Source organism: Rhodococcus sp. MEB064, assembly GCF_000834565.1.
Lineage (GTDB): Bacteria > Actinomycetota > Actinomycetes > Mycobacteriales > Mycobacteriaceae > Rhodococcoides.
The window spans coordinates 26074-52640 of record NZ_JXQS01000028.1 but is presented as its reverse complement, the minus strand read 5'-3'; the positions used below and the strand labels follow the sequence as shown (position 1 = coordinate 52640).

Annotated in this window: 25 protein-coding genes and 1 riboswitch; of the genes, 14 read left to right on the top strand and 11 right to left on the bottom strand. The window is 67.6% G+C overall.

Annotation, left to right across the window (positions count from 1 at the left end; genetic code table 11):
- Nucleotides 1-42 precede the first annotated feature (42 nt).
- Nucleotides 43-1140, top strand: a complete 1098-nt coding sequence (gene gcvT / locus RU01_RS14185; protein WP_042575213.1) for a glycine cleavage system aminomethyltransferase GcvT — start codon at nucleotides 43-45, stop codon at nucleotides 1138-1140.
- A gap of 33 nt (nucleotides 1141-1173) precedes the next feature.
- Nucleotides 1174-2286, top strand: a complete 1113-nt coding sequence (locus tag RU01_RS14180) for a branched-chain amino acid aminotransferase (protein WP_042575255.1) — start codon at nucleotides 1174-1176, stop codon at nucleotides 2284-2286.
- A gap of 5 nt (nucleotides 2287-2291) precedes the next feature.
- Here the strand turns inward: RU01_RS14180 and RU01_RS14175 are convergent, their stop codons facing one another.
- The 4 genes from RU01_RS14175 to RU01_RS14160 are packed head-to-tail and all read right to left on the bottom strand — an operon-like array spanning nucleotide 2292 to nucleotide 5335.
- Entirely contained in the window at nucleotides 2292-3038 is a 747-nt protein-coding gene (locus tag RU01_RS14175; protein ID WP_042575212.1) for an adenosylcobinamide-GDP ribazoletransferase, read from the bottom strand.
- The gene (gene cobT / locus RU01_RS14170) at nucleotides 3035-4090 is read right to left on the bottom strand and encodes a nicotinate-nucleotide--dimethylbenzimidazole phosphoribosyltransferase (protein WP_042575211.1); all 1056 of its coding nucleotides are present in this window, start codon (nucleotides 4088-4090) and stop codon (nucleotides 3035-3037) included. Before cobT ends, RU01_RS14175 begins: the two co-directional genes overlap by 4 nt.
- Nucleotides 4087-4668, bottom strand: a complete 582-nt coding sequence (locus RU01_RS14165) for a bifunctional adenosylcobinamide kinase/adenosylcobinamide-phosphate guanylyltransferase (RefSeq protein WP_042575254.1) — start codon at nucleotides 4666-4668, stop codon at nucleotides 4087-4089. Before RU01_RS14165 ends, cobT begins: the two co-directional genes overlap by 4 nt.
- Before the next feature lie 7 nt (nucleotides 4669-4675).
- Nucleotides 4676-5335, bottom strand: a complete 660-nt coding sequence (locus RU01_RS14160) for a DUF3043 domain-containing protein (RefSeq protein ID WP_052493293.1) — start codon at nucleotides 5333-5335, stop codon at nucleotides 4676-4678.
- 69 nt (nucleotides 5336-5404) lie between these two features.
- On the opposite strand from RU01_RS14160, the gene RU01_RS14155 reads away from it, so the two are divergent.
- The 3 genes from RU01_RS14155 to RU01_RS14145 all read left to right on the top strand — a co-directional run bounded on the left by RU01_RS14155 (nucleotide 5405) and on the right by RU01_RS14145 (nucleotide 8060).
- Nucleotides 5405-6454: a glycerate kinase family protein gene (locus RU01_RS14155; RefSeq protein ID WP_042575209.1), complete on the top strand. Its 1050-nt coding sequence runs from the start codon at nucleotides 5405-5407 to the stop codon at nucleotides 6452-6454.
- A 97-nt stretch (nucleotides 6455-6551) separates the two neighbouring features.
- A complete protein-coding gene (locus tag RU01_RS14150; protein WP_042575208.1) occupies nucleotides 6552-6938 on the top strand; it encodes a HesB/IscA family protein in 387 nt (128 codons plus the stop codon).
- Between the two features lie 147 nt (nucleotides 6939-7085).
- The gene (locus RU01_RS14145) at nucleotides 7086-8060 is read left to right on the top strand and encodes a carbohydrate kinase family protein (RefSeq protein WP_042575207.1); all 975 of its coding nucleotides are present in this window, start codon (nucleotides 7086-7088) and stop codon (nucleotides 8058-8060) included.
- A 33-nt stretch (nucleotides 8061-8093) separates the two neighbouring features.
- Here RU01_RS14145 and asnB read toward each other — a convergent pair whose 3' ends face one another.
- Nucleotides 8094-10019, bottom strand: coding sequence for an asparagine synthase (glutamine-hydrolyzing) (gene asnB, locus RU01_RS14140; protein WP_042575206.1), 1926 nt, complete (start codon nucleotides 10017-10019; stop codon nucleotides 8094-8096).
- Nucleotides 10020-10335: 316 nt separating this feature from the next.
- Between asnB and ctaC the strand changes: the two genes are divergently transcribed.
- Complete coding sequence (ctaC, locus tag RU01_RS14135) at nucleotides 10336-11346, top strand: aa3-type cytochrome oxidase subunit II (RefSeq protein ID WP_197074781.1); 1011 nt, start codon at nucleotides 10336-10338, stop codon at nucleotides 11344-11346.
- Nucleotides 11347-11352: 6 nt separating this feature from the next.
- Nucleotides 11353-11769, top strand: a complete 417-nt coding sequence (locus tag RU01_RS14130) for a cytochrome c oxidase subunit 4 (RefSeq protein ID WP_042575204.1) — start codon at nucleotides 11353-11355, stop codon at nucleotides 11767-11769.
- A gap of 1270 nt (nucleotides 11770-13039) precedes the next feature.
- On the opposite strand, the gene qcrB is transcribed toward RU01_RS14130, so the two are convergent.
- The 4 genes from qcrB to ctaE all read right to left on the bottom strand — a co-directional run bounded on the left by qcrB (nucleotide 13040) and on the right by ctaE (nucleotide 17555).
- On the bottom strand, nucleotides 13040-14764 hold the full coding sequence (gene qcrB / locus RU01_RS14125; RefSeq protein WP_042575203.1) for a cytochrome bc1 complex cytochrome b subunit: 1725 nt from the start codon (nucleotides 14762-14764) through the stop codon (nucleotides 13040-13042).
- The gene (gene qcrA / locus RU01_RS14120) at nucleotides 14761-15984 is read right to left on the bottom strand and encodes a cytochrome bc1 complex Rieske iron-sulfur subunit (RefSeq protein WP_082043122.1); all 1224 of its coding nucleotides are present in this window, start codon (nucleotides 15982-15984) and stop codon (nucleotides 14761-14763) included. The genes qcrB and qcrA overlap by 4 nt, the downstream gene beginning before the upstream one ends.
- Nucleotides 15981-16862 (bottom strand): cytochrome bc1 complex diheme cytochrome c subunit, encoded by an 882-nt coding sequence (gene qcrC / locus RU01_RS14115; protein ID WP_082043121.1) that lies wholly within the window; start codon nucleotides 16860-16862, stop codon nucleotides 15981-15983. Before qcrC ends, qcrA begins: the two co-directional genes overlap by 4 nt.
- Before the next feature lie 78 nt (nucleotides 16863-16940).
- Nucleotides 16941-17555: an aa3-type cytochrome oxidase subunit III gene (ctaE, locus tag RU01_RS14110; protein ID WP_042575201.1), complete on the bottom strand. Its 615-nt coding sequence runs from the start codon at nucleotides 17553-17555 to the stop codon at nucleotides 16941-16943.
- Nucleotides 17556-17830: 275 nt separating this feature from the next.
- Between ctaE and RU01_RS14105 the strand changes: the two genes are divergently transcribed.
- Both RU01_RS14105 and trpD read left to right on the top strand, forming a co-directional pair.
- Entirely contained in the window at nucleotides 17831-18322 is a 492-nt protein-coding gene (locus RU01_RS14105) for a hypothetical protein (RefSeq protein WP_042575200.1), read from the top strand.
- Between the two features lie 11 nt (nucleotides 18323-18333).
- Nucleotides 18334-19377 (top strand): anthranilate phosphoribosyltransferase, encoded by a 1044-nt coding sequence (gene trpD, locus RU01_RS14100; protein WP_042575199.1) that lies wholly within the window; start codon nucleotides 18334-18336, stop codon nucleotides 19375-19377.
- A gap of 5 nt (nucleotides 19378-19382) precedes the next feature.
- Here trpD and RU01_RS14095 read toward each other — a convergent pair whose 3' ends face one another.
- On the bottom strand, nucleotides 19383-19658 hold the full coding sequence (locus RU01_RS14095; RefSeq protein ID WP_042575198.1) for an Lrp/AsnC family transcriptional regulator: 276 nt from the start codon (nucleotides 19656-19658) through the stop codon (nucleotides 19383-19385).
- A gap of 61 nt (nucleotides 19659-19719) precedes the next feature.
- Nucleotides 19720-21402 (bottom strand): DEDD exonuclease domain-containing protein, encoded by a 1683-nt coding sequence (locus tag RU01_RS14090; RefSeq protein ID WP_042575252.1) that lies wholly within the window; start codon nucleotides 21400-21402, stop codon nucleotides 19720-19722.
- 286 nt (nucleotides 21403-21688) lie between these two features.
- On the opposite strand from RU01_RS14090, the gene RU01_RS14085 reads away from it, so the two are divergent.
- From RU01_RS14085 to RU01_RS14065, 5 genes are all read left to right on the top strand, one after another.
- Nucleotides 21689-21979, top strand: coding sequence for a hypothetical protein (locus tag RU01_RS14085; RefSeq protein ID WP_042575197.1), 291 nt, complete (start codon nucleotides 21689-21691; stop codon nucleotides 21977-21979).
- Between the two features lie 113 nt (nucleotides 21980-22092).
- Nucleotides 22093-22256, top strand: a riboswitch (cyclic di-AMP (ydaO/yuaA leader).
- Nucleotides 22257-22273: 17 nt separating this feature from the next.
- Nucleotides 22274-22843, top strand: coding sequence for a C40 family peptidase (locus RU01_RS14080; RefSeq protein ID WP_042575196.1), 570 nt, complete (start codon nucleotides 22274-22276; stop codon nucleotides 22841-22843).
- Between the two features lie 226 nt (nucleotides 22844-23069).
- Nucleotides 23070-24128: a C40 family peptidase gene (locus RU01_RS14075; protein ID WP_042575195.1), complete on the top strand. Its 1059-nt coding sequence runs from the start codon at nucleotides 23070-23072 to the stop codon at nucleotides 24126-24128.
- Nucleotides 24098-25423: a hypothetical protein gene (locus RU01_RS14070; RefSeq protein ID WP_231568720.1), complete on the top strand. Its 1326-nt coding sequence runs from the start codon at nucleotides 24098-24100 to the stop codon at nucleotides 25421-25423. Before RU01_RS14075 ends, RU01_RS14070 begins: the two co-directional genes overlap by 31 nt.
- 18 nt (nucleotides 25424-25441) lie before the next feature.
- Nucleotides 25442-26566: a glycosyltransferase family 4 protein gene (locus tag RU01_RS14065; RefSeq protein WP_042575194.1), complete on the top strand. Its 1125-nt coding sequence runs from the start codon at nucleotides 25442-25444 to the stop codon at nucleotides 26564-26566.
- Nucleotide 26567 lies beyond the last annotated feature (1 nt).

The following is a 26567-nucleotide window of genomic DNA, read 5'->3' as shown; positions in this document are numbered from 1 at the left end:
GACGATCGTAGGCCGGGTGTGTTCTGCGTTAGCGTTCCCACCATGAGCGAAGAACTGCTGCACGGACCCATCCACGACACGCACGTGGCTCTCGGCGCGACGTTCGCCCCGTTCGGCGGGTGGACCATGCCGGTCTCCTATGCCGGCACGGTGTCCGAGCACACCTCCACCCGCACCACCGCGGGGCTGTTCGACGTGAGCCACCTCGGCAAAGCCGTCGTGACGGGTCCGGGCGCCGCCGCGTACGTCGACTCGGTGCTCACCAATTCCCTCGACCGCATCGGACCCGGCCAGGCGCAGTACACGCTGTGCTGCACCGAATCCGGGGGCGTCGTCGACGACCTGATCGCCTACCTCGTCTCCGACGACGAGGTGTTCCTGGTGCCGAACGCGGCCAATACCGCTGCCGTCGTCGAGGTTCTCGCCGCGGGAGCGCCCGACGGCGTCACGGTGCGATCCGCTCACCGTGAGTACGGCGTCTTCGCCGTGCAGGGTCCGCGGTCGGCCGAGGTGCTCGCCGCCGTGGGTCTGCCGTCCTCGTTGGAGTACATGGCGTTCGAGGACGTCGACTTCGAGCACGGATCCGTGCGCGTGTGTCGCACCGGCTACACGGGCGAGCACGGCTACGAACTCCTCCCGCAGTGGGACACCGCCACCCCGTTGTTCGACGCGTTGCTCGCCGCCGTGCGCGCCGTCGGCGGCGAGCCGGCCGGTCTGGGTGCCCGCGACACTCTGCGCACCGAGATGGGCTACCCGCTGCACGGACACGAACTCTCGGTGGACATCACGCCACTGGAGGCTCGATGCGGATGGGCGGTGGGCTGGAAGAAGGAGGCGTTCCGCGGCCGCGACGCCCTCCTCGCCCAGAAGGAGGCCGGCGCTCCCCGGACCCTCGTCGGGCTTCGCGCTGTCGGACGTGGAGTGCTGCGACCGGAACTGTCGGTCCTGCGCTCCGGCGAGACCGTCGGTGTCACGACGTCGGGGACCTTCTCTCCGAGTACCAAGGTGGGGATCGCCCTGGCGTTGCTCGACACGTCGGCAGGTGTCGCCGTCGGCGATTCGGTCGACGTCGACGTGCGTGGTCGAGCCCTCGCGTGCGAGGTGGTCAGGCCACCGTTCGTGGAGCCGAACGTGCGGTGAACGACGTCGGAGGGCTGGCCTAGGATGTTGCGCATGAGTGGTCTGGAGTTCACCCGTGTCACGCATCCGGCGCCCGTCACCGATGAGGCGCGCGCGCAGATTCTGGCGGCTCCCGGTTTCGGTGTGCACTTCACCGACCACATGGTGTCCATCGACTACGACACTGCCGTCGGCTGGCACGACGCCGTCGTGACGCCGTACGCGCCGTTCCTGTTGGACCCGGCCGCGATGGTGCTGCACTACGGGCAGGCAATCTTCGAGGGACTCAAGGTCTACCGTCAGCCCGACGGCAGCCTCGCATCGTTCCGCCCCGGCGCGAACGCGGAGCGTCTGCAGTCGTCCGCCGTCCGGATCGCGATGCCCGAGTTGCCGGTCGAGGTGTTCCGCGAGTCGATCGAGCAGCTTCTCGAGGTCGACCACGAGTGGGTGCCCGTCGCAGGCGGCGAGGACGCGCTGTACCTGCGGCCCTTCATGTTCGCGACCGAGGCCGGGCTGGGCGTGCGTCCCGCGTCGTCGTACCGCTACCTGCTCATCGCCTCACCGGCCGGCGCGTACTTCCCGCGCGGGGTCAAGCCGGTCAGCGTGTGGCTGTCCACCGAGTACGTCCGCGCGGCGCCGGGTGGAACGGGTGCCGCGAAGTTCGCCGGCAACTACGCGGCCTCCCTGCTGGCACAGGCTCAAGCGGCGGATCAAGGCTGCGACCAGGTCGTGTGGCTCGACGCCCTCGAGCGTCGCTACGTCGAGGAGATGGGCGGGATGAACCTGTTCTTCGTCTTCGGCTCCGGCGCGGACGCACGTCTGGTGACACCGTCGCTGTCCGGGTCGCTGCTTCCCGGCATCACGCGAGACTCGCTGCTGGCGTTGGCCACCGACGCCGGTTTCCCCGTCGAGGAACGCAAGATCTCCACCGACGAGTGGCAGAAGAAGGCCGAGTCGGGAGAGATCACCGAGGTGTTCGCGTGCGGCACTGCCGCGGTCATCACCCCGGTGGGCAGCGTGAAGTCCGCGGACGGCGTGTTCACCATCGGCACCGGGGAGCCGGGCGAGGTCACGATGGCCTTGCGCGACACCCTGACCGGTATCCAGCGCGGCACCTTCGCCGATACGCACGGGTGGATGAGCACGCTGCGCCCCGCGACCGTCTGAGTCGGTCAGATCTCGATAAGACACAGGACGAGCACCAGCGTCGTCGTCAGTTCGATGACGGCGCCCAGGACGTCGCCGACCATGCCGCCGAAGCGTCGGACGCAGTGCCGGACCAGCACGGCGCCGACCGCGAGGGCCACGGCCACTGAGGCCACACCCTGGAACCACGTCGGTCCCGCCAGCGCGCCGACGACGAGTGCGACGGCGGACCACGACACCGTCGTCACGGTCGTCTGAGTCCCGGCGACCAGCGACCCGAAGCCGGTGGTGCCGGCCGCTGTGACGGAGCGTCGGCACGCGAGAACGACAGCGCATCGTGCGGCGACGGCTGCCGCGATCACGGCGAACCCAAGGCCTCGATCCACCAGTGTCCCCATCGCCACGCCCTGCAGGCCGAGACACAGCGCGACGGTCGCCACCCCGAACGGACCCGTGGATCCCGACTTCATCACCTCACGAGCGCGGTCCGGTGGTCCGTAGCACCCCAGGCCGTCCGCGGTGTCGGCGAGACCGTCCAGGTGCATTCCGCGGGTCAGCAGAGCGTGCGCCGCGACACCGATCAGACCGGCCGCTGCCGGGGGAAGTCCGCCCGTCACGGCGAGCCACACCAGCGCCGCGACGAGTGCGCCGAGCACCGCCCCGACGACCGGGACCACCGCGATGGCGCGGCGCGCGTCGCCACGATCGACGGTGTCCGGTCCCCGCACCGGGAAGACGGTGAGCCAGGAGAACGCGAGCCGCAACGACCTCATCGGCCGTTGTCGGTGACACCGGCATCGGTGAAGGTCGCCATGTCGGCGAGAGTGGCGACGGCCCCCGACAGGATGGGGAGAGCGACCATCGCTCCCGATCCCTCCCCGAGGCGCATGGAGAGGTCCAGCAGTGGATCCATGCGGAGGTGCGCGAGCGCGAGGGCGTGCGCCGGCTCCGTCGACCGGTGACCGGCCAGCCACCAAGCGGAGGCACCGACCGACAGATCGTTCGCCACCAACGCTGCCGCCGTGACGACGACGCCGTCGAGGACGACAGGGGTCCGGCGCACCGCGGCCTGGATCAGGAATCCCGTCATGGCCGCCAGATCGGCGCCGCCGACGGTGCGCAGCAACGCGATCGGATCCTTGACGACGGGGCGGGCGCGTCTCAACGAGTCACGGATGGCCGCCGTCTTGCGGATCCATCCCGCGTCGTCCACTCCGGTGCCCCGCCCCACGGCGGCGACAGGCTCGGTATTGGTCACTGCAGCGATGAGAACCGTTGCCGGAGTGGTGTTTCCGATGCCCATATCGCCCGCGATCAGGAGGTCGGCGCCTCCGTCGACCTCCTCGTCGGCGATGTCGCGACCCGCGGCGAGGGCTGCGCGCACCTCGTCGTCCGAGAGCGCGTCCTCACGGTCGATCGACCCGCTCGACCGGCGCACCTTGTACGTCGACACGGACTCGTCGGTCTCCGCGTCCACGGCCATGTCGACCACGCGGACGCTCGCGCCGGACACCGTCGCCAAGGCGTTGATGGCGGCGCCGCCGGCGGCGATGTTGGCGACCATCTGGGCGGTCACCTCGGGTGGGTAGGCGGACACTCCGTGCTGGGCGATGCCGTGATCTCCGGCGAAGACGACGGCCCGAGCGCGCGCGAAACGATGGGGCGGGCACACACCCTGACACGACGCGATCCACACGGCCAGATCCTCGAGACGCCCGAGCGACTCGGCAGGCTTGGTCAGGACGGCTTGCCGTGCGCGAGCCTGCCGCGCGATCTCCGCGTCGGGAGGGTCCACCGGGCTGAACAGTGCGGGGCTGTCGGTCACGACGTGCCTCTCGGTCGATCGGTCGACGGTGTGTGCGTCGGGTGTGTGAGGGATAGCGGAAGTCCGGCGACCAGGAGGGTGACGGCGTCGCACGTCTGTGCCAGTCGCGCGTTTACCGACCCGATCTCGTCGCGGAAGAGTCTGCCCGCCCGCGTCTCGGGGATCACGCCGAGACCGACTTCGGGGGAGACCATCACCAGCGGTCCGGGATGACGGTCGACTGCGTCGACGAGCGCGTCGACCGCCGGCTGAACGGTGCCGCGCGGCGCATCCCACGCCTCGAGGTCGTCCAGCGCTCCGGTGAGCCACGTGCCGAGGTCGTCGACGAGCGTCGGCACGCTGTGGTCGGTCAGAGCTGCAGCGAGGTCGCCGTGCGCGGAGATCTCCAGCGTCGACCAGTGGCTCGGTCTGGTGCGGCGATGCCGATCGATGCGGTCGTCCCAGTCCGTGTCGCCAGGGCTGCGTCGTCCCGTCGCGATGTAGCGCACGGCGGAACGGCCGACGAGCAGTGCTTCCGCGTGGCCGGATTTGCCGGAGCGTGCACCACCGAGAACGAGTGTCCGGTGTGTCACCGCGATGTGCGGATCAGACCGCGTCGCCGGGGCCGACGCGCGGCTTGGGTGCGCGCATCTTGCGGACCTGCGACGCGCGGACGAACGTGTACCACCCGAGCTTGAAGCCACCGTCGGGCGTCTCCGGGAAACGATCGCGCACCCGATTGTTGACCCGTCGGCCGAGGAAGTACCCGTCGATGGCCATGAAGATCATCATGATGAACAGCGCCAAAGTGACGATCGACTGGACCGCGGGGCTCAGGAACAGGGCCACCAGCAGGATCAACGCCATCGGCATGAACAGTCCGACGAAGTTGCGACGTGAGTCGACGAGGTCGCGGGCGTACGCACGGACGGGTCCCTTGTCACGAGGCAGAAGGAACTTGTCCTCACCGGCCATCATGCGGGCGCGCTGATCGGCCGACTTGGCACGACGCTCCGCGGAGGCGATCTTGCGCTCTTCCTTCGACCCGCGCGTTGCCTTGCGCCGGGCACGTGCTTCTTTGGCCGTCAACGGAGCCGGCGCGACAGGACCGCGTCGGCGACCTTCCGCCTCGCGGCGGGACGGTGTCGGACGGCCCTTGCTCACGCTGACCTTGCCGGTAGCAGGCGACGCGGTGGTGGGCTCGGTCCGATCCGCGGCGGTCGACTCGTGGTCGACGGACTTGTCACCGGACTTACCGAAGGGCAGCTTCACACGCACAGGCTATTCGACGGAGACGACAGGGTGAACACCGCAGTCCGTCGATAGAGTGACCCGATGCGCGTTCTCATCGCCCCCGATTCCTTCGGAGACACCCTGACCGCGGCCGACGCCGCCGCCGCCATCGCGGCCGGATGGTCGAGCGAACGCGACGACGACCTGATCCTCGCTCCGCAGTCCGACGGCGGGCCGGGCTTCGTCGACGCCCTCGCCGTGGACGGTGGGCAGGTGATCGACACCGTCGTGGGGGGTCCTCTGGAACACGACGTGACGGCGCGATGGCTGCTCGACGGCAACACCGCCTACATCGAGGTCGCGCAGACCGTCGGGCTGCACCTCCTGGGACGCACGCCCGACGTCGAGACGGCAGTCGAGGCGCACAGCAGGGGAGTGGGACAGCTGATCGCCGAGGCGATCGGCCGCGGTGCGCGCACCGTCGTCGTCGGGCTCGGCGGCAGCAGCTCCACGGACGGTGGCTACGGCATGATCCACGCGCTCGGCGGACCCGATGCTGCGTCGGCCGCACTGCGCGACATCGAGCTGGTCGCGGCCAGTGACGTCGACAACCCACTGCTGGGACCGGCCGGCGCAGCCGCGGTCTTCGGACCGCAGAAGGGTGCCGACGCGACGACCGTCGAGCTGCTCGAGGCGCGCAACGCCGAGTGGTGCAGCGAACTCGACCGTATTGCCGGGCGGAACGTCGCGGATCTCGAGGGCGCCGGCGCCGCGGGCGGACTCGGAGCGGCCCTGCTGGCGTTGGGGGCGACCAGGACGTCGGGCGCGGACGTCGTCGCCCGGCGCACTCGTCGCCACGAGGTGATGCCCACCGTGGACCTCGTTCTGACCGGTGAGGGCAAGTTCGACTCGCAGTCGCTGCGCGGCAAGGTGGTCACGGCGCTGGCGGCGGCCGCATCCGAGCACCGCATCCGCACCATCGTCCTCGCAGGTCAGGTGCACCTCGACGAGGCCGAGATGCGTGGTGCGGGAATCGAGGCGGCACATTCGGTGACCGACTTCGCCGGATCGGTCGAGCTCGCGATGTCGGACGCCCGAGCCCAGCTGACGGCGCTGTCGGCAGAGGTCGCACGTCACCGATTCTCGGTGTGACGCACCCCGGCGATCGTGTGGAATACCGGGGTCGGGAGTACCGTTGATCATGTTCGCTGGCGTTATGCCGAGAGGGCACGAACGATAGGGAGAACCCATGACTGTGCAGAACGACGTCGTTACCAGCGACGTGACCACCACCGGTGCCGACACCGAGACGCATGCCGTCCTGATGACCGAGGCCGCATCGTCCAAGGCGAAGGCACTCCTCGACCAGGAAGGTCGCGACGATCTGGCTCTGCGCATCGCAGTGCAGCCCGGCGGATGCGCAGGACTGCGCTACCAGCTGTTCTTCGACGACCGCTCGCTCGACGGCGACCTGGTCAAGGACTTCAACGGCGTCACGTTGGCTGTCGACCGGATGAGCGCGCCGTACGTCGAGGGCGCCTCGATCGACTTCGTCGACACCATCGAGAAGCAGGGCTTCACCATCGACAACCCGAACGCCACGGGTTCGTGCGCCTGCGGTGACTCGTTCAACTGAGTCACATGCTCTGACCTGCTCCACCGTCGTCCCCGGCTCCGAACCTGGAGCCGGGGACGACGTGCATGTGGGGTTCACCGCATGCTCACCCGGGTAAGGTTCACAGCAGTTCAGTTCACAAGCACCTGCTGCGAAAGGCCCTCGGACGTGACCATTGCGGTGTCCGGCTCCATAGCTACCGACCATCTGATGCGATTCCCCGGTCGCTTCGCCGACCAGTTCCTCGCCGATCAGCTCGCCCACGTCTCGTTGAGCTTCCTCGTCGACGACCTCGTCATTCGCAAGGGTGGTGTCGGTGGCAACATCGCATACGCCATGGGTGTGCTGGGTGCGGCACCTCTGCTGATCGGTGCTGTCGGTCCCGACTTCGCCGAGTACCAGTCCTGGCTGGAGGACAACGGAGTCGACTGCTCCGCGGTCACCCTGTCCGAGACGGCTCACACGGCCCGTTTCGTCTGCACCACGGACGAGGACATGGCACAGATCGCGTCGTTCTACCCCGGAGCCATGACCGAGGCCGGGGACATCTCCGTCACGGACATCTCCGAGGGGCGTGACCTCGACCTGGTCCTCGTCGGGGCGAACGATCCGGCCGCGATGATGCGCCACACCGCGGAGTGCCGCGAACTGGGCCTTCCCTTCGCCGCCGATCCGTCCCAGCAGCTGGCACGTCTCGACGGTGCGCAGGCGACAGAGCTCATCGAGGGCGCCGAGTACCTGTTCACCAACGAGTACGAGTGGGGCCTGCTGCGTCAGAAGACGGGCCTGACCGAGTCGCAGATCCGCGACAAGGTGGGTCTGCGCGTGACGACGCTGGGCAAGAACGGTGTCGAGATCGTCGGCAAGGACGGCACCGACCTCCGTGTCGGCGTGGTCCCGGAGACCAGCAAGGTCGATCCCACCGGAGTGGGCGACGCATTCCGCGCCGGCTTCCTCGTCGGTCGTGCCAAGGGCCTCGGTCTCGAGCGGGCCGCACAGCTCGGATCGTTCATCGCCGTTCTGGTCCTCGAGACCACCGGCACTCAGGAATGGACACTGGTGCGTGACGACGCGATCAAGCGTCTGACCGAGGCGTACGGCGACGACGCCGCGAACGAGATCGCCGCCGTACTTCCTCGCTAGCTCTTTCTTGCGGCCTCGCGGCCGACCTACCTGCTAGAGCCGCACGGGGTAGGTCGGTTCCGCGATGGCGGGCACGATGCGCTTCTCGACGAAGATGCCGTGCCACACCATGAAGATCAGCACCGTCCACAGTCGACGGCTGTGATCGCTGCGACCCTCGCGATGGTCGTTCAGCATCCGAGTGATCGCCGCCTTGTCCAGCAGGTGGTCGGTCTGGGAGTCGGCGATCTGCTGGTGCGCCCAGTCGAACAACTCGGTGCCGCGCAACCAATGCCGCAGTGGCACAGGGAAACCGAGCTTCGCGCGGTTCAGCACATGGTCGGGCACGATGCCGTCGAGCGCCTTGCGCAGCGCGTACTTGGTGGTCGACTTCGTGATCTTCTGCTCGAGCGGCAACTGCTCCGCCACCCGGAACACCTCGTTGTCGAGGAACGGCACACGAAGCTCCAGCGAATTGGCCATCGTGATCTTGTCGGCCTTGACCAGGATGTCGCCGCGCAGCCACGTGAACAGGTCGAGGTGCTGCATGCGGGCCACCGGATCCCACCCGACGGACTGCGCGTAGATCGGCGCCGTCACGTCCTGGTGGGTCCACTCGGGCCGGAACTCCCGCAGCACCGAGCGAAGCTGGGCGTCGTTGAAACTGCGGGCGTTTCCGTAGTACCGCTCTTCGAGAGTCATCGATCCGCGGTTCAGCAGGCTCTTGCCGCGGGTGCCCTCCGGAATGCGCTCGCTGAGCCGACCTGCAGCACGGCGCAGGGAGGAGGGGAGCTTGTCGAACGGTGCGAGCGACAGCGGCTCGCGGTAGATGGTGTAGCCACCGAACAACTCGTCCGCGCCCTCACCGGACAGCACGACCTTGACGTGCTTGCGAGCTTCCTTGGCGACGAAGTAGAGCGGCACCAGCGCTGGATCCGCCACCGGGTCGTCGAGGTACCAGACGATCTCGGGGATCGCCGCGGCGAACTCCTCCGGTCCGACGACCTTGATGACGTGCTTGGCACCGATGGCTGCGGCCGACTCGGCGGCGACATCGACCTCCGAGTACCCCTCGCGTTCGAAGCCCGTCGTGAACGTGACCAGGTCGGGGTTGTGGCGCATCGCCAACGCGGCGATCGCCGTCGAGTCGATACCGCCCGACAGGAACGAGCCCACCGTGACATCGGCACGCATGTGCTTGGCGACGGAGTCCTCGAGCGCCTGAGCGATCTCCTGGTAGCGGGCAGCCTCGGTACCGGACGCGACCGGGCGCACCGGGAACGTCGGCCGGAAATACCGCGTGACGACGGGAGCGGAACCCGGCGCCAGCCGTGCGAAGCAGCCGGACTCCAGGCGGACGATGCCGGCGTGCAACGTCTCCGGTTCGGGCACGTACTGCAGCACTGTGTAGTGCTCCAACGCGCGGGGGTCAAGCTCGTCCGACACACCCAGCTTCTCCATCAGCTCGAGAATGCTCTTCTTCTCGCTGGCGAACGCCGTACCGCCGGTGCCCGTGGAGTAGAAGAGCGGCTTGATGCCGAACGGATCACGTGCCAGGAACAGTTCGCGCTTCTCGGTGTCCCACAGTGCGATGGCGAACATGCCCCGCAGCTTGCGGACGGCGTCGTCACCCCAGAAGTGGAATGCGGCGACGATCGCCTCGCCGTCACCCTCCGTCGCGAAGACGGCGCCGTACTCGGCGGCCAGCGTCGCGCGCAGCTCGAGGTAGTTGTAGATCTCTCCGTTGAAGACGAGCGCATAGCGGTCCGGGTTGTCCTCGGGGCCCCACCGCAACGGCTGGTGGGAGTGCTCGATGTCGATGATCGAGAGCCGGTTGAAGCCCAGCGCCAGATCGGCGTCGTGCCACGTACCCGGCTCGTCCGGGCCGCGATGCCGCATGCACTGCGACGCGGAGCCGACGGCATCGACGACATCTTCCGCGGATGCGTTCGGTGTCAGCAGTCCCAGCAGTCCACACACGGTCGGCAAGCCTCGTTTCGATCGATGTGACAGCCGATCGCGCAGGCTCGGCCGTCGGGGAACGCCGGACCACGGGCCCGGCGAGTGTCGGTCCGAGTATGCCGCAGTCGCCGCCGTGGCCACAGTTGCGCCGCCGACCAACACGTGGCCCACCCGACACGAGAACCGAGGCCGCTTTGGTCTACGCTGCGTAGTACACGGACACATCGTGCACGCAGGCCGCTCGGCCTGCAGCGCGAGGCGTGTTCGTACTCTCCATCTTGGCAATCAGGAAGGCGTGATCGTGGCGCAGCGTGGTGGTGGATCCGGCCGTCGGATGACACGGCGAGTCGGATTGGTGGCTTCTCTTGCAGTGGCCGCCGTAGTGCTGTCGGGCTGCGGCATCGACAACTCGGTTCTTCGGTTCGGGTGGCCTTCGGGCATCACCCCGCAGGCCGAGCGCATGCGAGAGCTGTGGACCTGGTCGGTCATCGCGGCTCTCATCATGGGCGTCATCGTCTGGGGCCTCACGTTCTGGACCGTCGCGTTCCACCGTAAGAAGAAGGACTCCCCGGAGTTCCCTCGCCAGACGGCCTACAACGTGCCGCTGGAGCTCTTCTACACGGCCGTGCCGTTCGTCATCATCGCCGTGCTCTTCTACTTCACCGTCGTCGTGCAGAACTACGTGCAGGAGAAGCAGGACAACCCGGATGTCGTCGTCGACGTCACCGCGTTCCAGTGGAACTGGAAGTTCGGCTACCGCACCGTCGACCTCAAGGACGGCCGGGCGATCTACGACGGCACCGACGAGGAGCGCGAGCAGGCGGCCGAAGAGGCCGGCACCACCGAGGGTGAAGAGCCCGGCCCGCTGTTCGGTCGCGAGAAGTCCGACCAGTCGTACCTGAACTACAACGACATCGAGACCGTCGGCTCCAGCAACGAGGTGCCCATCCTCGTGCTCCCGACCGGTAAGCGCATCGAGTTCGAGATCGCGTCCTCGGACGTCATCCACTCCTTCTGGGTGCCCGAGTTCCTGTTCAAGCGCGACGTGCTCCCGAACCCGAAAGAGAACCACTCGGACAACGTCTTCCAGATCAGCGAGATCGAGCAGGAAGGCGCGTTCGTCGGGCGCTGCGCCGAGATGTGCGGCACCTACCACGCGATGATGAACTTCGAGGTCCGCGCCGTCAGCCCCGAGGCATTCGAGTCGTACATGGATGCCCGTCGTGACGGACAGACCAACGCTCAGGCACTCGAGTCCATCGGCCAGGAGCCCCTCGCGACCTCCACGTCGCCGTTCAACACAGATCGCACGCTCAAGAGTGCGACCGTGGCAGAAGGAAACTGACACCACATGAAGATCGAAGCGAAGCTCTTCGAGATCCTGACCGGGTTCTTCATCCTCGTCGGAATTCTCTACGGCGTGTTCACCGGCTTCTCACGTACCGGCATCGAATGGGCAGGCCTCACCGCCATCGCCCTCTCCGCCGGTCTGACGCTGATCGTCGGTACGTACTTCCGATTCGTTGCTCGTCGCTTGGACACCCGTCCCGAGGACTACGACGACGCTGAGGTTGCCGACGGTGCAGGCGACCTGGGCTTCTTCAGCCCCGGTAGCTTCTGGCCGATCATCCTCGCCGGATCCGGTGCCTTCATGGCCCTGGCCTTCGCCTTCTACGAGCCGTGGATGCTGGCTCTGGGCGCCCTCGCCATCATCGGTGCGGCTGCCGGCCTGGTCTTCGAGTACCACGTGGGACCCGAGAAGCACTGACACACTCTCCCCAGAACGCCCCCAGCTGATGCTGGGGGCGTTCGGCGTTTCCGGAGTGTGCGTGTGTTGGGGGTGTGCGGTCGGCGCGTCTGCACTTGGGGTGGTGAGCGGGGCGAGTGCACACCCTTTCCATGTGTTCGCACCGGGACTCGCCGTGGTGACACGCCGGTGTGCCGCTGGTGGGGGTGTGCGGTCGGGCTGCGTGGCGCGGCTCGTCCAGTTCCGCCGCGCGCACTCTGCAACCGCGAATACTGCTGTGCGGTGCGAGCGCACACCCTTTCCGTGTACCTGCACCGGGACTCGCCGTGGTGACACGCCGACGTTGCGCTGGTGGGGGTGTGCGGTCGGGCTGCGTGGCGTGGCCTGCCCAGTGCTGCGAGTGACGGCCAACTCTCATGTGTCGCACCGATGTGGTGCTGAGCGACGAGAGTGCACACCCCTTGCATCTACCTGCACCGGGACTCGCCGTGGTGACACGCCGACGTTCCGCTGGTGGGGGTGTGCGGTCGGGTTGAGTGGCGTGGCCTGCCCAGTGCTGCGAGTGACGGCCAATTCTCATGTGTCGCACCGATGTGGTGCTGAGCGACGAGAGCGCACACCCTTTCCGTGTACCTGCACCGGGACTTGCCGTGGTGACACGCCGACGTTTCGCTGGTGGGGGTGTGCGGTCGGGTTGAGTGGCGCGGCCTGCGCGGCGCGGTGCATGCCGGGTCACTCTCAGTTGCCGCGCTACAGCGGTGCTGAGCGACGAGAGCGCACACCCTTTCCGTGTACCTGCACCGGGACTCGCCGTGGCGACACGCCGACGTTTCGCTGGTGGGGGTGTGCGGTCGGGTTGAGTGGCGCGGCCTGCGCGGCGCGGTGCATACCGGGTCACTCTCAGTTGCCGCGCTACAGCGGTGCTGAGCGACGAGAGCGCACACCCTTTCCATGCACCCGCATCGGGACTCGCCGTGGTGACACGCCGACGTTTCGGTGGTGGGGGTGTGCGGTCGTGCTGCGTGGCGCGGCCCTGCGCGGTGCGGCGCATGCCGGGCCACTCTCGGTTGCTGCGCTCCAGCGGTGCTGAGTGACGCGAGCGCACACCCCTTGTATGTACCCGCACCGGGACTCGCCGTGGTGACACGCCGACGTTGCGCTGGAGGAGGTGTGCGCTCGCGCCGGAACGGACGTGTCCGCCCCGACCCGGCGGTGGGGGAGGGGAGTGCTGGGAAACGAGAAGAGGCGCCACCCGTATCGGGTGGCGCCTCTCATCGATTACTCGGTGCGATCAGTGTCCGTTGGATTCCGGATCGTGACCGTTGCCGTTCGCATGGCCGTTGCCGTTGGCGTGACCGTTGCCGTTCGCAAGGCCGTTGCCGTTCGAGTGACCGTTGCCCTGCGCCAGGACCTTTGCCTGGTACGTGCGGAGCATCGTGAGCTGATCGTGCTCGCCCTCGTGCGACAGACGCTCGTGCAACCGGTGCTCTTCATCCGAGTCCGGAGTGAAGATGCTGCCGGAGCCGGGCTTGCCGGCCGAGCCGAGCTTGTTCATCTTCTTGGGCAGTGCAGCGCCCTGGTACTCGAGGGGGAGCGGATGTCCGTGCTCGTCCACCGGGCCCAGAGGCTGGTGGATCTCGACGTAGGCACCCTGCGGCAGGCGCTTGATGACGCCGGTCTCGATGCCGTGCTCGAGCACCTGGCGATCGCTGCGCTGCAGACCGATGCAGAAGCGGTAGGTCAGCAGGTAGGCGATCGGAGGCAGAACAACCAGGCCGATGCGGCCGATCCAGGTCATCGCGTTCAAGGAGATGGCGAACTTGTACGCGATGATGTCGTTCACACAGGAGAGCGTGAGGACCACGTAGAAGGCGATCGCCATCGCGCCGACTGCAGTGCGCACCGGCACGTCGCGGGGACGCTGGAGCAGGTTGTGGTGTGCATCGTCCTTGGTGAAGCGCTTCTCGATCCAGGGGTACGCGATCATGATCGCGAACACCGCACCCATGATGACGGCCACCCAGAACACGGCCGGGATCATGTAGTTGCCGAGGTAGAGCTCCCACGCGGGCCACAGTCGAGCGAGGCCGTCGGTCCACATCATGTAGAAGTCGGGCTGCGAGCCTGCGGACACCTGCGACGGGTTGTACGGGCCGAGGGCCCACACCGGGTTGATCTGCAGAACGCCGCCCATGACCGCGAGGACACCGAACGTCATTGCGAAGAACGCGCCCGACTTCACTGCGAAGACCGGGAGGATGCGGACGCCGACGACGTTGGTCTCGGTGCGGCCGGGGCCGGGGAACTGCGTGTGCTTCTGGTACCAGACCAACGCGAGGTGAGCCGCGATGAGCGCCAGGATGATGGCCGGCAACAGGAGGACGTGAGCGACGTAGAGGCGCGGGATGATGATCGTGCCCGGGAAGTCGCCGTTGAAGATCAACCAGTGCATCCACGTGCCGACCACCGGGATGGAGATGGTGATGCCGGAGAACGCGGCGCGGAGGCCGGTGCCGGAGAGCAGGTCGTCGGGGAGCGAGTAACCGAAGAAGCCCTCGAACATGGCCAGGATGAGCAGCAGCGAACCGATGACCCAGTTGGCCTCACGCGGGCGGCGGAACGCACCGGTGAAGAAGATGCGGGCCATGTGCACGATGATCGAGCACGCGAACAGCAGCGCTGCCCAGTGGTGGATCTGGCGGATGAACAGACCGCCGCGGACCTCGAAGGACAAATCCAGCGTGGTCGCGTAGGCCCTGGTCATCTCGACGCCGCGGAGTGGTGCGTACGCGCCGTCGTAGATGGTCTCGGACATGGAGGGGTCGTAGAACAACGTGAGGTACGTGCCGGACAGCAGCAGGATGATGAAGCTGTACAGCGCGATCTCACCGAGCAGGAACGACCAGTGCGTCGGGAAAACCTTGTTGATCTGTCGACGCATGCCCGCAGAGAGGTGATAGCGGGAGTCGACGCCCTCGGCCTGCTTCGCAGCGAGAGTGGCGATGGTTGGACTCATCGTGAACCTTCCGATGACGACGCAGCAGAAGCGTTCTCCTGCTCGTGTACTCCGGCCGGACGTTCCCAGTAGGCGGGTCCGAGCGGCTCGATGAAATCGCCCGCGGCAACGAGGTAACCGTCCTCGTTCACCGTGATGGGCAGCTGCGGAAGAGCACGTGCGGCCGGTCCGAAGATCGGCTTGGCGTATTCCAACGCGTTGAATTGCGACTGGTGGCACGGGCAGAGGATGCGGTTGGTCTGCTGCTCGTACAACGATGTGGGGCAACCGAGGTGGGTGCAGATCTTCGAGTAGGCGAAGTAATCGCCGTAGTTGAAGCTCTCCTGGCCCTTGCGCTTGACGGTGCGGTCGGCGTCCTCGGTGCGGAGACGGATGAGCATGACGGCGTTACGGATTCCCTTGAGAGCGTGTGACAGCTCTTCTTCGTTGCCGCGTTCGGACTCGCGGAACGGGAACACGGTTTCCATGGCGCCTGCATCGAGATCTTCGGGACGTACCAGCACCACGTCGTCGACGCGGCCGGTGTAACGCCGGAGGTAGATCGTCTCTCCAGGGTAACTCGGGGTCCATCCCGACACCCAGAGCGAGGACTCGTCGCCCTCGGCCCACGGGTTCTTGATCAGGCCACCGAGCGGAAGGATCGACATGATGCCGAGTGCGCCGCCGCCGAAGACGAGGCTGCGCTTGATCATCTTGCGACGACCCAGCGTGGACGTGTCGAAGGAGTCGCTGAGTTCCGCGACGACCGTCTTCTTGTCCACTTCGCTCGAACCACCGTCGTGGCGATCCTGGATGGACACCTCTTCGGGGATGAACTTCTTGGTGAACTGCACGGCGCCCACGCCGACGCCGAGGATGGCCAGACCCATGGTCAGACCGATCAGCGGTGTATAGAGGCTGTACAGGCCGTACTGGTCCTCGCCCATGCCGGCGTACTGCCACGGCCAGAAGAGGTAGATGGCGATGAAGGCGATCGCGGAGACACCGGCGAGGAAGAACCAGAGGCTGACGCTTCGCTCGGCGCGCTTCTCGGCCTTGGTTCCGGGGACGGGCCAGCGTGCGCGACGGAACGCCACATCGACGTGGTCGAGGTTGGTGCCGAGTGCGACGAGTTCGTCGCGGCTCATGGCGGACAGTTCCTCGTCCGTGTACTTACGGTCCGGGTCGAATGCCCTGCGGTCGTCGGCAGTGCCGTCTTCCGGGAAGTTGTCGCCGCTCATGACCTCACTCCGATCCACAGTGCTGCTCCGACGATCAGACCGATGCCGACCACCCAGATGGCGATGGCTTCCGTGCCGGGGCCGAATCCGCCGAGTCCGTAACCACCGGGAGGCTGAGTCTCGGAGGACGACTTGACGTACGCGATGATGTCTTTCTTCTCTTCGGGCGAGAGCTGGCGGTCCGAGAACTTGGGCATGTTCTGCGGTCCGGTGACCATCGCCTGGTAGATCTGCTGCTCGTTGGCCGGGTCGAGCGTCGGGGCGTACTTGCCCGAGGACAGTGCGCCACCTCGCCCGGTGAAGTTGTGGCACGACGCGCAGTTGAGACGGAACAGCTCGCTGCCGCGGGCGACGTCGCCGCCGCGGAGCGACTCCTGCTCGATCTCGCCGCTGTCGCTGCGCACGACCGTGGGGCCGCCGCCGTTCGCCTGGATGTACGCACCCAGGGCGTCGACCTGTGCCTGGTTGTACTTGGGCTGCTTGCGCTCGGCCTGTGCCTCGTTACGTGCCATCGGCATACGTCCGGAGGAGACCTGGAAGTAGACAGCAGCTTCGCCGACGCCGATCAACGACGGTCCGCGATCCTTGACGCCCTGGAGATTGGCGCCGTGGCACGTCACGCAGGACGTGTCGTAGATCTGCTGACCTTCGCGCACCATGGCTGCGCTGTCTTCCTGGGCGGTGGCGACCTGTGCATCGGGCGTGAGAGCCGCCGCGAGGAAACCCGCGCCGACGAGGCCCATGAACAGCACCATCGCGCCACTGACCCGGCGACGCGTGCGACGACGGCGGTTGGCCTTCTTCGCGGAGGCAGTCGGGGTGCCGCTCTGGACGACGACTCCGTCGTCGTCGGGTGTGCCGGGGGGTGAAGAACTCATCTGTATCCCTTGTCGTGTCGGGACGGCTTGTCGGATGTCACCGATGAGGCTGTCATCGGGTATTCGACGCCTGCTCGGTCAGCGGATGAAGTAGATCGTCGCGAACAGCGCGATCCAGACGATGTCGACGAAGTGCCAGTAGTAGGACACGACGATGGCGGCGGTTGCCTGGGCCGGCGTGAACTTGCTGACCAGGGTCCTGGTGATCAGGAAGACGAACGCGATCAGTCCGCCGATGACGTGCAGGCCGTGGAAGCCGGTGGTGATGTAGAAGACCGAGCCGTAGACGCTGCTCGAGATCGACGTTCCCTCGTGCACGAGGTGGTAGTACTCGTAGCCCTGGCCGGCGACGAAGAACGCGCCCATGACCAGCGTGAGGGTGTACCAGCGACGGAGGCCGAAGACGTCACCGCGCTCGGCGGCGAACACACCGAGCTGGCAGGTGAAGGACGATGCGATGAGCACCGCCGTCACGGGTACGGCGAGCGTCAGGTTCAGCTCGGTGGGCTCCGGGGGCCACTGACCCGGCTCGGCCTGGGCCCGCGCGACGAAATACATCGCGAAGAGGCCGGCAAAGAACATCAATTCGCTGGACAGCCACACGATCGTGCCCACGCTGACCATGTTCGGCCGGTTCAGCGAATGGACACGCTGGGTGATGGCGGATCCCGAAGTACCTACTGCGCTCGTCACATCCGCAAGTATGACCCGTCGTAGTACGAAAGGCATAGCCGGGTATCGGTTGGCGCGTCGAGCGTCGTTCGCGCGCGCGTAGCAAGAAGGCGCAATCTCGGACGGTACGGCCCCTCTTCCTGGACTTTTAGTTCAATAGGGCCGGTCTGCCCACGTCGGAGCGGGTCGGAGTCGACGGACAGTGGTGTTCGCGACACCACCGGTGGAGTCTCGACTCGAGCTCTAGAGTCGGTGGCGCGAAGGTCTCCTCCACCGCCGTCTGGCACTGTCGAGGTATGACTTCGGGCACCGGTCGTGGGCGGACTCCATGGTGGCGGCGGCTGTTCGGCAAGACGCCTCCGCCGCCGCTCGACGCCACGCGGGAGGATCTCGTCGTGGTCGCGTCGTGCTTCGACGACGTGGAGGCGTGCTCGGCAACGTTGGAGCGTGCAGCGAGCGAGGAGCCGGCCTGGTCCGCGGACGACGACTGCGTCCTGCGTCACCATCTGTTGCTTCCTGCCGACCAGGTGGCCGACGCGGTATCGGTCGCCGCCCAGGACGGCTACGCCGAGGCGACGACGGGCCCGATGGCGCAGACGCCGGGACACCTGCCCGCCGACGTGCCGACGGGAACACTCCTGGTTCTGCAGCGAGTGCAGATGCTCGACGCTCTGCACTGTTCGCAGGAACGGTCGAGGATGGCGGGCCTCGCTCAGCGACGCGACGGTGTGGTGCTGGGCTGGGATGCGCTTCAACCGGCTGCGGAACCGCCGTCCGGCGAGCACTAAGCTTCCCGCTCATGAGCGCAGGGGACAGTACGCGGACATGGGCGAAGGTCCTCGGGACCTTGACGTCGCGCCACGACCTGACGGGCGCGGACACGGCGTGGGTGATGGACGAGATCATGTCCGACAACGCCACGTCCGCCCAGATCGCGGCGTTCGGTGTCGCTCTCAAGATGAAGGGTCCCACCTCCGACGAGTTGCGCGGACTGGCCGACTCGATGCTCGGCCATGCCAAGCGCGTGCCCGTGGACGACGACGTGGTCGACATCGTCGGTACGGGCGGCGATCGCTCGAACACCGTCAACATCTCCACCATGGCCTCGGTCGTCGTGGCCGCTGCGGGTATCCGCGTGGTCAAGCACGGTAACCGCGCCGCGTCGTCGAAGAGCGGCGGTGCCGACGTGCTGCAGGCGCTCGGGGTCCGCATCGACCAGGGCCCGGACCAGGTGGCGGCGAGCGTCGCCGAGCTGGGCATCGGATTCTGCTTCGCGCCCGTGTTCCACCCTGCGTTGCGCTTCGCCATCGCCCCTCGCAAGGAGATCGGTATCCCCACGGCGTTCAACGTCCTGGGCCCGTTGACCAACCCTGCGAGTCCGCGTGCCGGGCTGGTGGGATGCGCGTTCGACGACTTGATAGACGTCGTGGCCAGCGTCTTCGCGGCCCGCGGGAACTCGGTGCTGGTGGTGCGGGGAGACGACGGGCTCGACGAGATCACGACGTCGACGACCACGTCGGTACGGATCGTCCGGGACGGGAGCATCGTGCACACCGTGCTCGATCCGCGCGATCTCGGCATCGAACGAGTGCCGCTCGACGCTCTTCGCGGCGGAGACGCCGAGGACAACGCGGCAGCGGCGCGGCGCGTGTTCGCCGGTGAGACGGGTCCGGTGCGGGACGCGGTGCTGCTGAACGCGGCCGGCGCGATCGCCGCGTTCCGGGGTATCGGCGACTCCCTGGAGGACGCGCTGGCCGACGGGCTCACCGCGGCTGCGACAGCGATCGACACCGGAGCAGCGCAGACGTTGCTCGGCCGGTGGGCCGAGTTCACCTCGGCCTGACGGCCTTACTCGCCGATGGAGAAGCCCGCGTCGATGTCCGCGCTCGAGTAGGACTTGAACGCGATGTGGGTGTCTGTGCGTACGACGCCGTCGATGCGGTTGACGCGCTCGGTGATGACCTCGGCGATCTCCTCGTGGCTGCGGACCTTCACGACGGCGATCAGGTCGACGTCACCGGCACAGGAGAACACCTCGGACACACCGGGGACGTCGGCGACGGCCCGAGCGGTCTCCGGGATCGTGTGCACCTCTGCGTGAATCATGACGATGGCGGTGATCATGGCAATACCTTCCGAGAGATGAACTGCGGCTGAGCCTAGTTCGGCGGACGCCCCCGCCGCGTCACCCCCACGCCATCGTTCTCTCCCGTTCGCGACGGCTCGCATCCCGTACGGCGGCGCACCACGGTGCCCATCGGCCGGCGCCGTGAGCGGGTTCGGACCAACCGTCCGTGGTGTCGACGATGCGGACTCCGCCCGAGTCGAGCCAGCGTGCCAGGAGCGCGACCTCCTCCGGCGTGGCTCCGCGCAGGGGAGTCTCGTCCGGGATGACGGTGTCCGCCGCGGAGATCAACGCGTCGACGACGGGCATCGGCGGGACTCCGCGGCGAGACACTCCGGCGCTGGCGAGTCGGCCGTACCGGATGACGACGAACTCCCAGCCGCCGTCGTCGGCGCGCCGGGCCGCGACCAGTTGCTCGATGCGTGCGAGGGCGTGCAGTCGCTGGACGGCGCGGAGCGCGGTCATCAGTGCCGCGGCGCGATCGCGCAGACGTGCCGCGGATTCGAAGAGGAGATCGGTGGACAACGCGTCGATCCGTGCGGCGACTGCCTCGAGCACGGACGGGTCGGCTCCCTCTCCGAGACGCCGGAACGCCTCCGGGGCATGGGCGTACGCCTCGGCGTCCATGGACCCGGAACCGGCCGCGGTGCACCCCCCGACCGCCTCGACGGCGCACTTCTCGTGTCGAGCGGAGGCGGGAATGCGGTGGGTGCACGAGCGGAGCCGGGTGTATTCGGCGATGACCGCGGCAGCGTCGGCGGCGGCGCTCCGTACCGCGAAGGGGCCCACCGCGCCGGGGGAGGGCGTGCGGACGATGGAGAGGCGCGGGAACGCCTCGGAGGTGAGCGTCAACCACCAGCCCTTGCGGGGGTACTTCGATCGACGGTTGTACGGCGGGGTGTGTGCGCTGATGAGTCGCAGCTCGTGGACACCCGCCTCGATGGCGTGAGCGCACTCGACATGGTCCACCCGCGTCGCGAGCGCCACCATCTCTCTCATGCGGCCGCGGGTTTCCGAGCCGGTGAAGTAGTTGCGCACGCGGCGATGGAGGTTCCTCGACGTACCGACGTAGAGCACCTCGTCCGAGGGGCCGCGGAAGAGATAGACACCGGGAGCGTGAGGGAGCCCGGCCGCCAGTGTCCGTTTGGCGCGATGGGCAGCGGTGACCGTCGGCAGATAGTCGACCAGCTCGGCGTAGCTGTGCACACCTTGATTGCCGACGCGTTCGATCAACGCGTGCAGGACGTCGACGGTCGCGCGCGCATCGTCGAGCGCTCGGTGGGTGGGCCTGGTGGAGACCTCGAAGAGCGTCGCGAGTGACGACAGCTTGACCGACGGTGCCTCGTCCCTGGAGAGGACACGTCGGGCCAGCTTCACGGTGCACAGGACCCGGAACGACGGCCATGCCAGATCCATACGGGTGGCGGCGGCACGAAGGAAGCCGGTGTCGAACCGGGCGTTGTGCGCCACCAGGACGCTTCCGCGAGCGAATTCGACGAAGGTGGGGAGCACTCGTTCGATACGGGGAGCGTCGATCAACATCGCGCTGCTGATGCCGGTGAGCTGGACGATGCCGGGCGGGATGGACCGACCGGGGTCGACGAGGGTGGCCATCTCTCCGATGACCCGCCCGCCACGGACCTTGACGGCCCCGATCTCGGTGATCGCGTCCTCGCCGGGACGCCCGCCCGTGGTCTCGAGGTCGACGACGACGAAGGTCGTCTCCCGCAGCGACATGTCCATCTCGTCGAAGGCGAGTTGCAGGCCCGTCGGCGCGGCGCCCGATGTCGCCGACGCAGCTGCCACGTACGCCCCGTCGGGACGCCGGGCCGGTCCGGTCTCGCTTCGCACATCCGGGACCGTAGGGGGTGCCACCGACAAGAACGACGGGGCGTTCTCGCCGGCCTGCCGTGTCGGTGGGCGCCGTTAGCGTCGGCGTCGATTCGCGTGATGATCGGCCCCGGCCTCCTTGTGATCCGGTACGAACATCACGGCCGACAGCACGAAACTTGAATGAGACGAGGATCACATGATTGTCGATTGTGGCGAGTGCGTGGTGCGGGGCGACGCGTGTTCGGACTGTGTCGTGTCGGTGCTGCTGGGCGTTCCGGGCATGCCGTCGGCACCCTCGGACGGCCCCTCCGATGCACCGTTCGCGGCACGCCGATTGAGGCTCGAGCAGGACGAACGTGCCGCCATGGACGTCCTCGCGGAGAGTGGGTTGGTACCCCGACTGCGTCTGGTCGGCAAGGTCGTCCCGTCCCCCGAGGAGTCGGCACGCGACCGGCGTGACTCGGGCCCGGAACACGTCGCGGGCTAGTGCTTCCCGTGATCGAACCGCGACACGGAGACGGTGGGCTCGACATCTTGGATGCCATTTCGTAATCTTTCCGAGACATTGCGGAGTCGTGCAGCGCCACCAGGGACTGCGTCGCAAGGTCACCGCCTAATCGGCCACCTCTTCCGGGTGGTCGTACCGGGAACCCACCGTTACACCGGGGTGAATCCCATCGAGTCGCCTGGCGGCTCGATGAGTAGGGCTGATCTTCCCAGCCCGAACCCGTCAGCTAACTCGGTCGGCGGATATCAGGAAGAAACGGAGCACCTCTTTCTCGTGGCGAAACACCGTAAGCCCAGCACCACCTCGCGGCCTGTCCGCAACGTTCTCGTCGCCGGAGCCATCACGGCCGGCGCAGTCGTCGTCCCGGCCGCGCCCGCCTTCGCGGCCCCCGTCGAGATCCCCGGTATCGGAACGTTCGAGGTTCCGGACCAGATCCTGAGCCAGCTCCCCCCGCTTCCGCAGGTCCCGGCACTTCCCGGTCCTGCCGCACCGACGTCGAGCGCAGCGCAGATCGCCGTCCAGGCTGCCGAGAGCAAGGTCGGCGCGCCGTACGTGTACGGAGCAGCCGGCCCCAACGCTTTCGATTGCTCGGGACTGATGAAGTGGGCGTACCAGCAGGCCGGCATCAACCTGCCGCGTACCAGCTACGACCAGGCTGCCGCCGGCGTCCCCGTCTCGCAGTCGGACCTGCAGCCCGGTGACATCGTGTCCTTCTACGGTGGATCGCACTCGGGTATGTACGTCGGCAACGGAAACGTCGTCCACGCATCCACCGAGAGCCAGCCCGTCAAGGTCGCTCCGCTGTCCTCCATGCCGTTCGACGGTGCGCGCCGCTACGCCTGATCGATCGCTGTAGCTCCGTCGCAGGAGTACTCGTCCGACACCGGCAGTAACTGATCACGCGGTCGGTTACTGCCGGTGTCGACGACTTTCGGGAATGTTTCGCGTCGAAAAGCGGGGTTCGTGGACAGAATCCACGGTGTCGTCGTAATCTTTCCGTGACGTCCCCGCGATTCGGCAACGGATCGCATCATGTTTCGGATCAGTTCCAGATCGGAGAACCACTCACGTGCCGTCTTCGGTATCCACGCGGTCGAGTGTGCGCGGGGCGATCCTCGCCGGCGTTCTGACCGCCGCTCTCGCGTTCGTCCCGGTCGGCGCAGCGTCGGCCGATCCTGTTCCCGGCGAATCCGCCTCGGATGCGGTCACGCGCCTGGCGGACCTGTCCCGCGAGTCGGAACAGACGACCGAGGCCATGCACAACGCCCAGATCGACCTCGATGCCAAGCTTGCAGCTCAGTCCGACGCGGACGGGCGCCTCGACGCCGATCGGCGTGCCCTCGCCGATGCCCGCGCGCAGATCGACTCGGTCCGCCCGGCAGTCGACAAGATCGCTCGGGCCAACTACCAGGGAGCGCGCACCAACCGCCTGTTCGCGGTGATGGTGAGCGACTCTCCGCAGCAGCTGCTCGACCAGATGTCCGCCCTCGACATCATCTCCACCGATGCCGCGGCAACCGTCGGCACGTTCAACGAGGCAACCGCTGCGGCGGCCGCGGCCGAGGCTGCATCGCAGCAGTCGGCGGACGCCGCTCGCACCGCGACGGAGCAGGCCAAGGCGGTCAGCGACGACCTCCAGGGCAAGCAGAGCCGACTCCAGAGCGAGATCGCCGATGTCATGGCCGCGTTCGGAGCGCTGTCCGAGCCGGAGAAGGCAGGCCTCGCGGGTGCGGCATTCCCCCCCGGATTCGATCCCGCCACCATTCTGGGAGCCCTGACACCGGGGTCGCAGACGGGAGCGCTCCAGGCCGCGTTCACGCAGATCGGAAAGCCGTACGTCTGGGGTGCGACCGGACCCGACGGGTACGACTGCTCCGGTCTGGTCGTGTGGGCGTACAAGCAGGTCGGCAAGACGCTGCCGCGGTCCAGCCAGGCGCAAGCCGCAGGTGGAACGCCGGTGGCCAAGGAGGACCTGCAGCCGGGTGACGTGGTCTTGTTCTATAACGACGCCTCCCACGTAGGCCTGTACGCGGGCAACGGGAACGTCGTCCACGCGTCGACGTTCGGGGTGCCGGTTCGAGTGGAGTCGATGGCGTCGTGGCCGTTCTACGGCGCTCGCCGATACTGATCCTTCGCGCCACGGCCGCACTGTGCGTCGTCGCGGCCGTACTCGCCGGATGCTCGTCCGGTGCTGTGGACGACAGAGGTGGCTCGGTTCCGGTCACCGCGGTCGCGGACGACGCTCGCACAGTAGGAGTGGCCGCACTGCTCGACAGATGGACGTCGGCGTTGCGCGACAACGACGACGCGGCCCTGCGTAGCTTGTTCGATCCGTCTGCCGACCCTGCCTTCGTCGATCGCGAAGTCGCGCGTGCAGCATCCCTCCAGGATGTTCCGCTGTCGGACTTCGGATACGAGATCGAGCCGGGGCCCGAGGTACCGGTGGAACCCACCCTGGCCGATTCGCTGGACGCCACCGAGGTGTGGGCTCCGAACGTGGTTCTGCGGTACGCCTACCAGGACTCCGACATCGGTCCCACCCGGCGTGATGTCGCCTTGGTCGTCGCGCGCCGCGGAGACACGTGGGCGCTGGTGTCCGACGCCGATGTGCCCCAATACGCCCGCACGACGTGGCGCGGACCGTGGGACTTCGGCCCCGTTGTCGTACGCCGAGTTCCCACCGGCTCGACGACGTCGCTGGTGATCGGGCACGAGGGCCAGCGTGACTTCATCGACGCGCTGGCGGCCGATCTACCGGCCGCTGTCGACGCCGTGACCGGCTTCGTCGGCATCGGGTGGTCGCGGCGAGCTGTGCTTGTCGTGGCGGGATCCGACGCCGAATTCACCAGTAATGCCAACGGCTCGGTCCTCACCGATGTCGCCGCTTCCACCATTGCGGACCCCGTCGAGAACGGTCTGGTCACCGGTCAGCGTGTCGTCTTCGGCCCGACGGCCGCGGATCGTCTGACGGACAGCACCCGGCGGACAGTGCTGCAGCACGAACTCACCCACGTGGCGACGCGGTCGATCACCGGCGAGGGTGCACCGCTGTGGATGCTCGAGGGCTACGCCGATTACTCGGGATACCGCGGGTCCGGTCTGACGTTCGAGCAGATCGCGCCGACGCTGGCAGCAGTGGTCCGGGCAGCGGGGCCGCCCAGGGTGCTGGCCGAGGATTCGGATTTCGCAGCGGGTGGATCCCGCGGAGCGATCGCCTACGAGTCCGCCTGGTCGGCCTGTGCATTCGTCGCCGACCGTTTCGGCGAACCCGTGCTGCAGAACCTGTATCGCCGGTTCGCGGCGGGTCCTGTCGATCCGACGGTGCGTGACCGCGCGTTCTCGGCGACTCTCGGCATCGGGACCGCGGAATTCCTCGAGCAGTGGGGCGCGTGGGTCGCCGAGCAGGCGGGCGCGCCGGCCTGAGCCGTCTACGGTGGTCGCATGCGCCGAACGCTGCTGGTGACCAACGACTTTCCACCTCGACGGGGTGGGATCCAGTCCTACCTGCACACGTTCGCGCAGTTGCTCCCACCGGACGAGTTGGTCGTGTACGCGCCGCGCTGGCGCGGAGACTCCCACGTGCGTTTCGACGCGGAGCAGCCCTACGAGGTCGTCCGACACCCCACCACGCTGATGCTTCCCAGCCCCGCCGTCGCGCGCCGTGCCGCCGGGCTGGTGTCGGACCGTGAGTGCGACACGGTCTGGTTCGGCGCCGCCGCGCCGCTGGCGGTGCTCGGACCACATCTGCGACGGGCAGGAGCCGAGCGAATCGTGGCCTCCACCCATGGCCACGAGGTCGGTTGGTCGATGCTGCCGGCGGCGCGCCAGGTCCTGACCCGCATCGGATCGACGACCGATGTGATCACGTTCGTCAGCCGCTACACCCGCGGTCGGTTCGCGTCGGCATTCGGTGCGGACGCCTCCCTCGAACACCTACCGCCCGGCGTCGACTCGACCGTCTTCGCCCCTGATCCCGCGGCGCGCGCAGATCTCCGTGCGCGGTACGGGCTGGGGGAGCGACCCACGATCCTGTGTCTGTCCCGACTGGTGCCGCGCAAGGGACAGGACATGCTGATCCGGGCGCTACCGTCGATCCGCGCGCGGATCGACGGTGCCGTACTCGTCATCGTCGGAGGTGGGCCGTACGCCGACACGCTGCGCCGACTCGCGCAGACGTGCGGGGTCGCCGACCACGTCGTGTTCACCGGATCCGTCCCGGCCGAGGAACTCGCCGCGCACCACACGATCGCCGATGTCTTCGCCATGCCGTGCCGCACGAGGGGTGCCGGGCTGGACGTCGAGGGACTCGGGATCGTCTTCCTCGAAGCGTCGGCAAGCGGGGTTCCGGTGGTGGCCGGTCGTTCGGGGGGCGCGCCGGAAACCGTCGTCGAGGGGGAGACGGGACTGACCGTCGACGGCAGAGACGTCGACGACATCGCGTCGGCGATCGTCACCGTGCTGTCCGACCGCGACAGGGCCGCGGCAATGGGAGCAGCGGGCCGCGAGTTCGTGTCCACGCAGTGGCGGTGGGACGTTCTCGCGGCCCGCTTGGCCGGGCTTCTGTGAC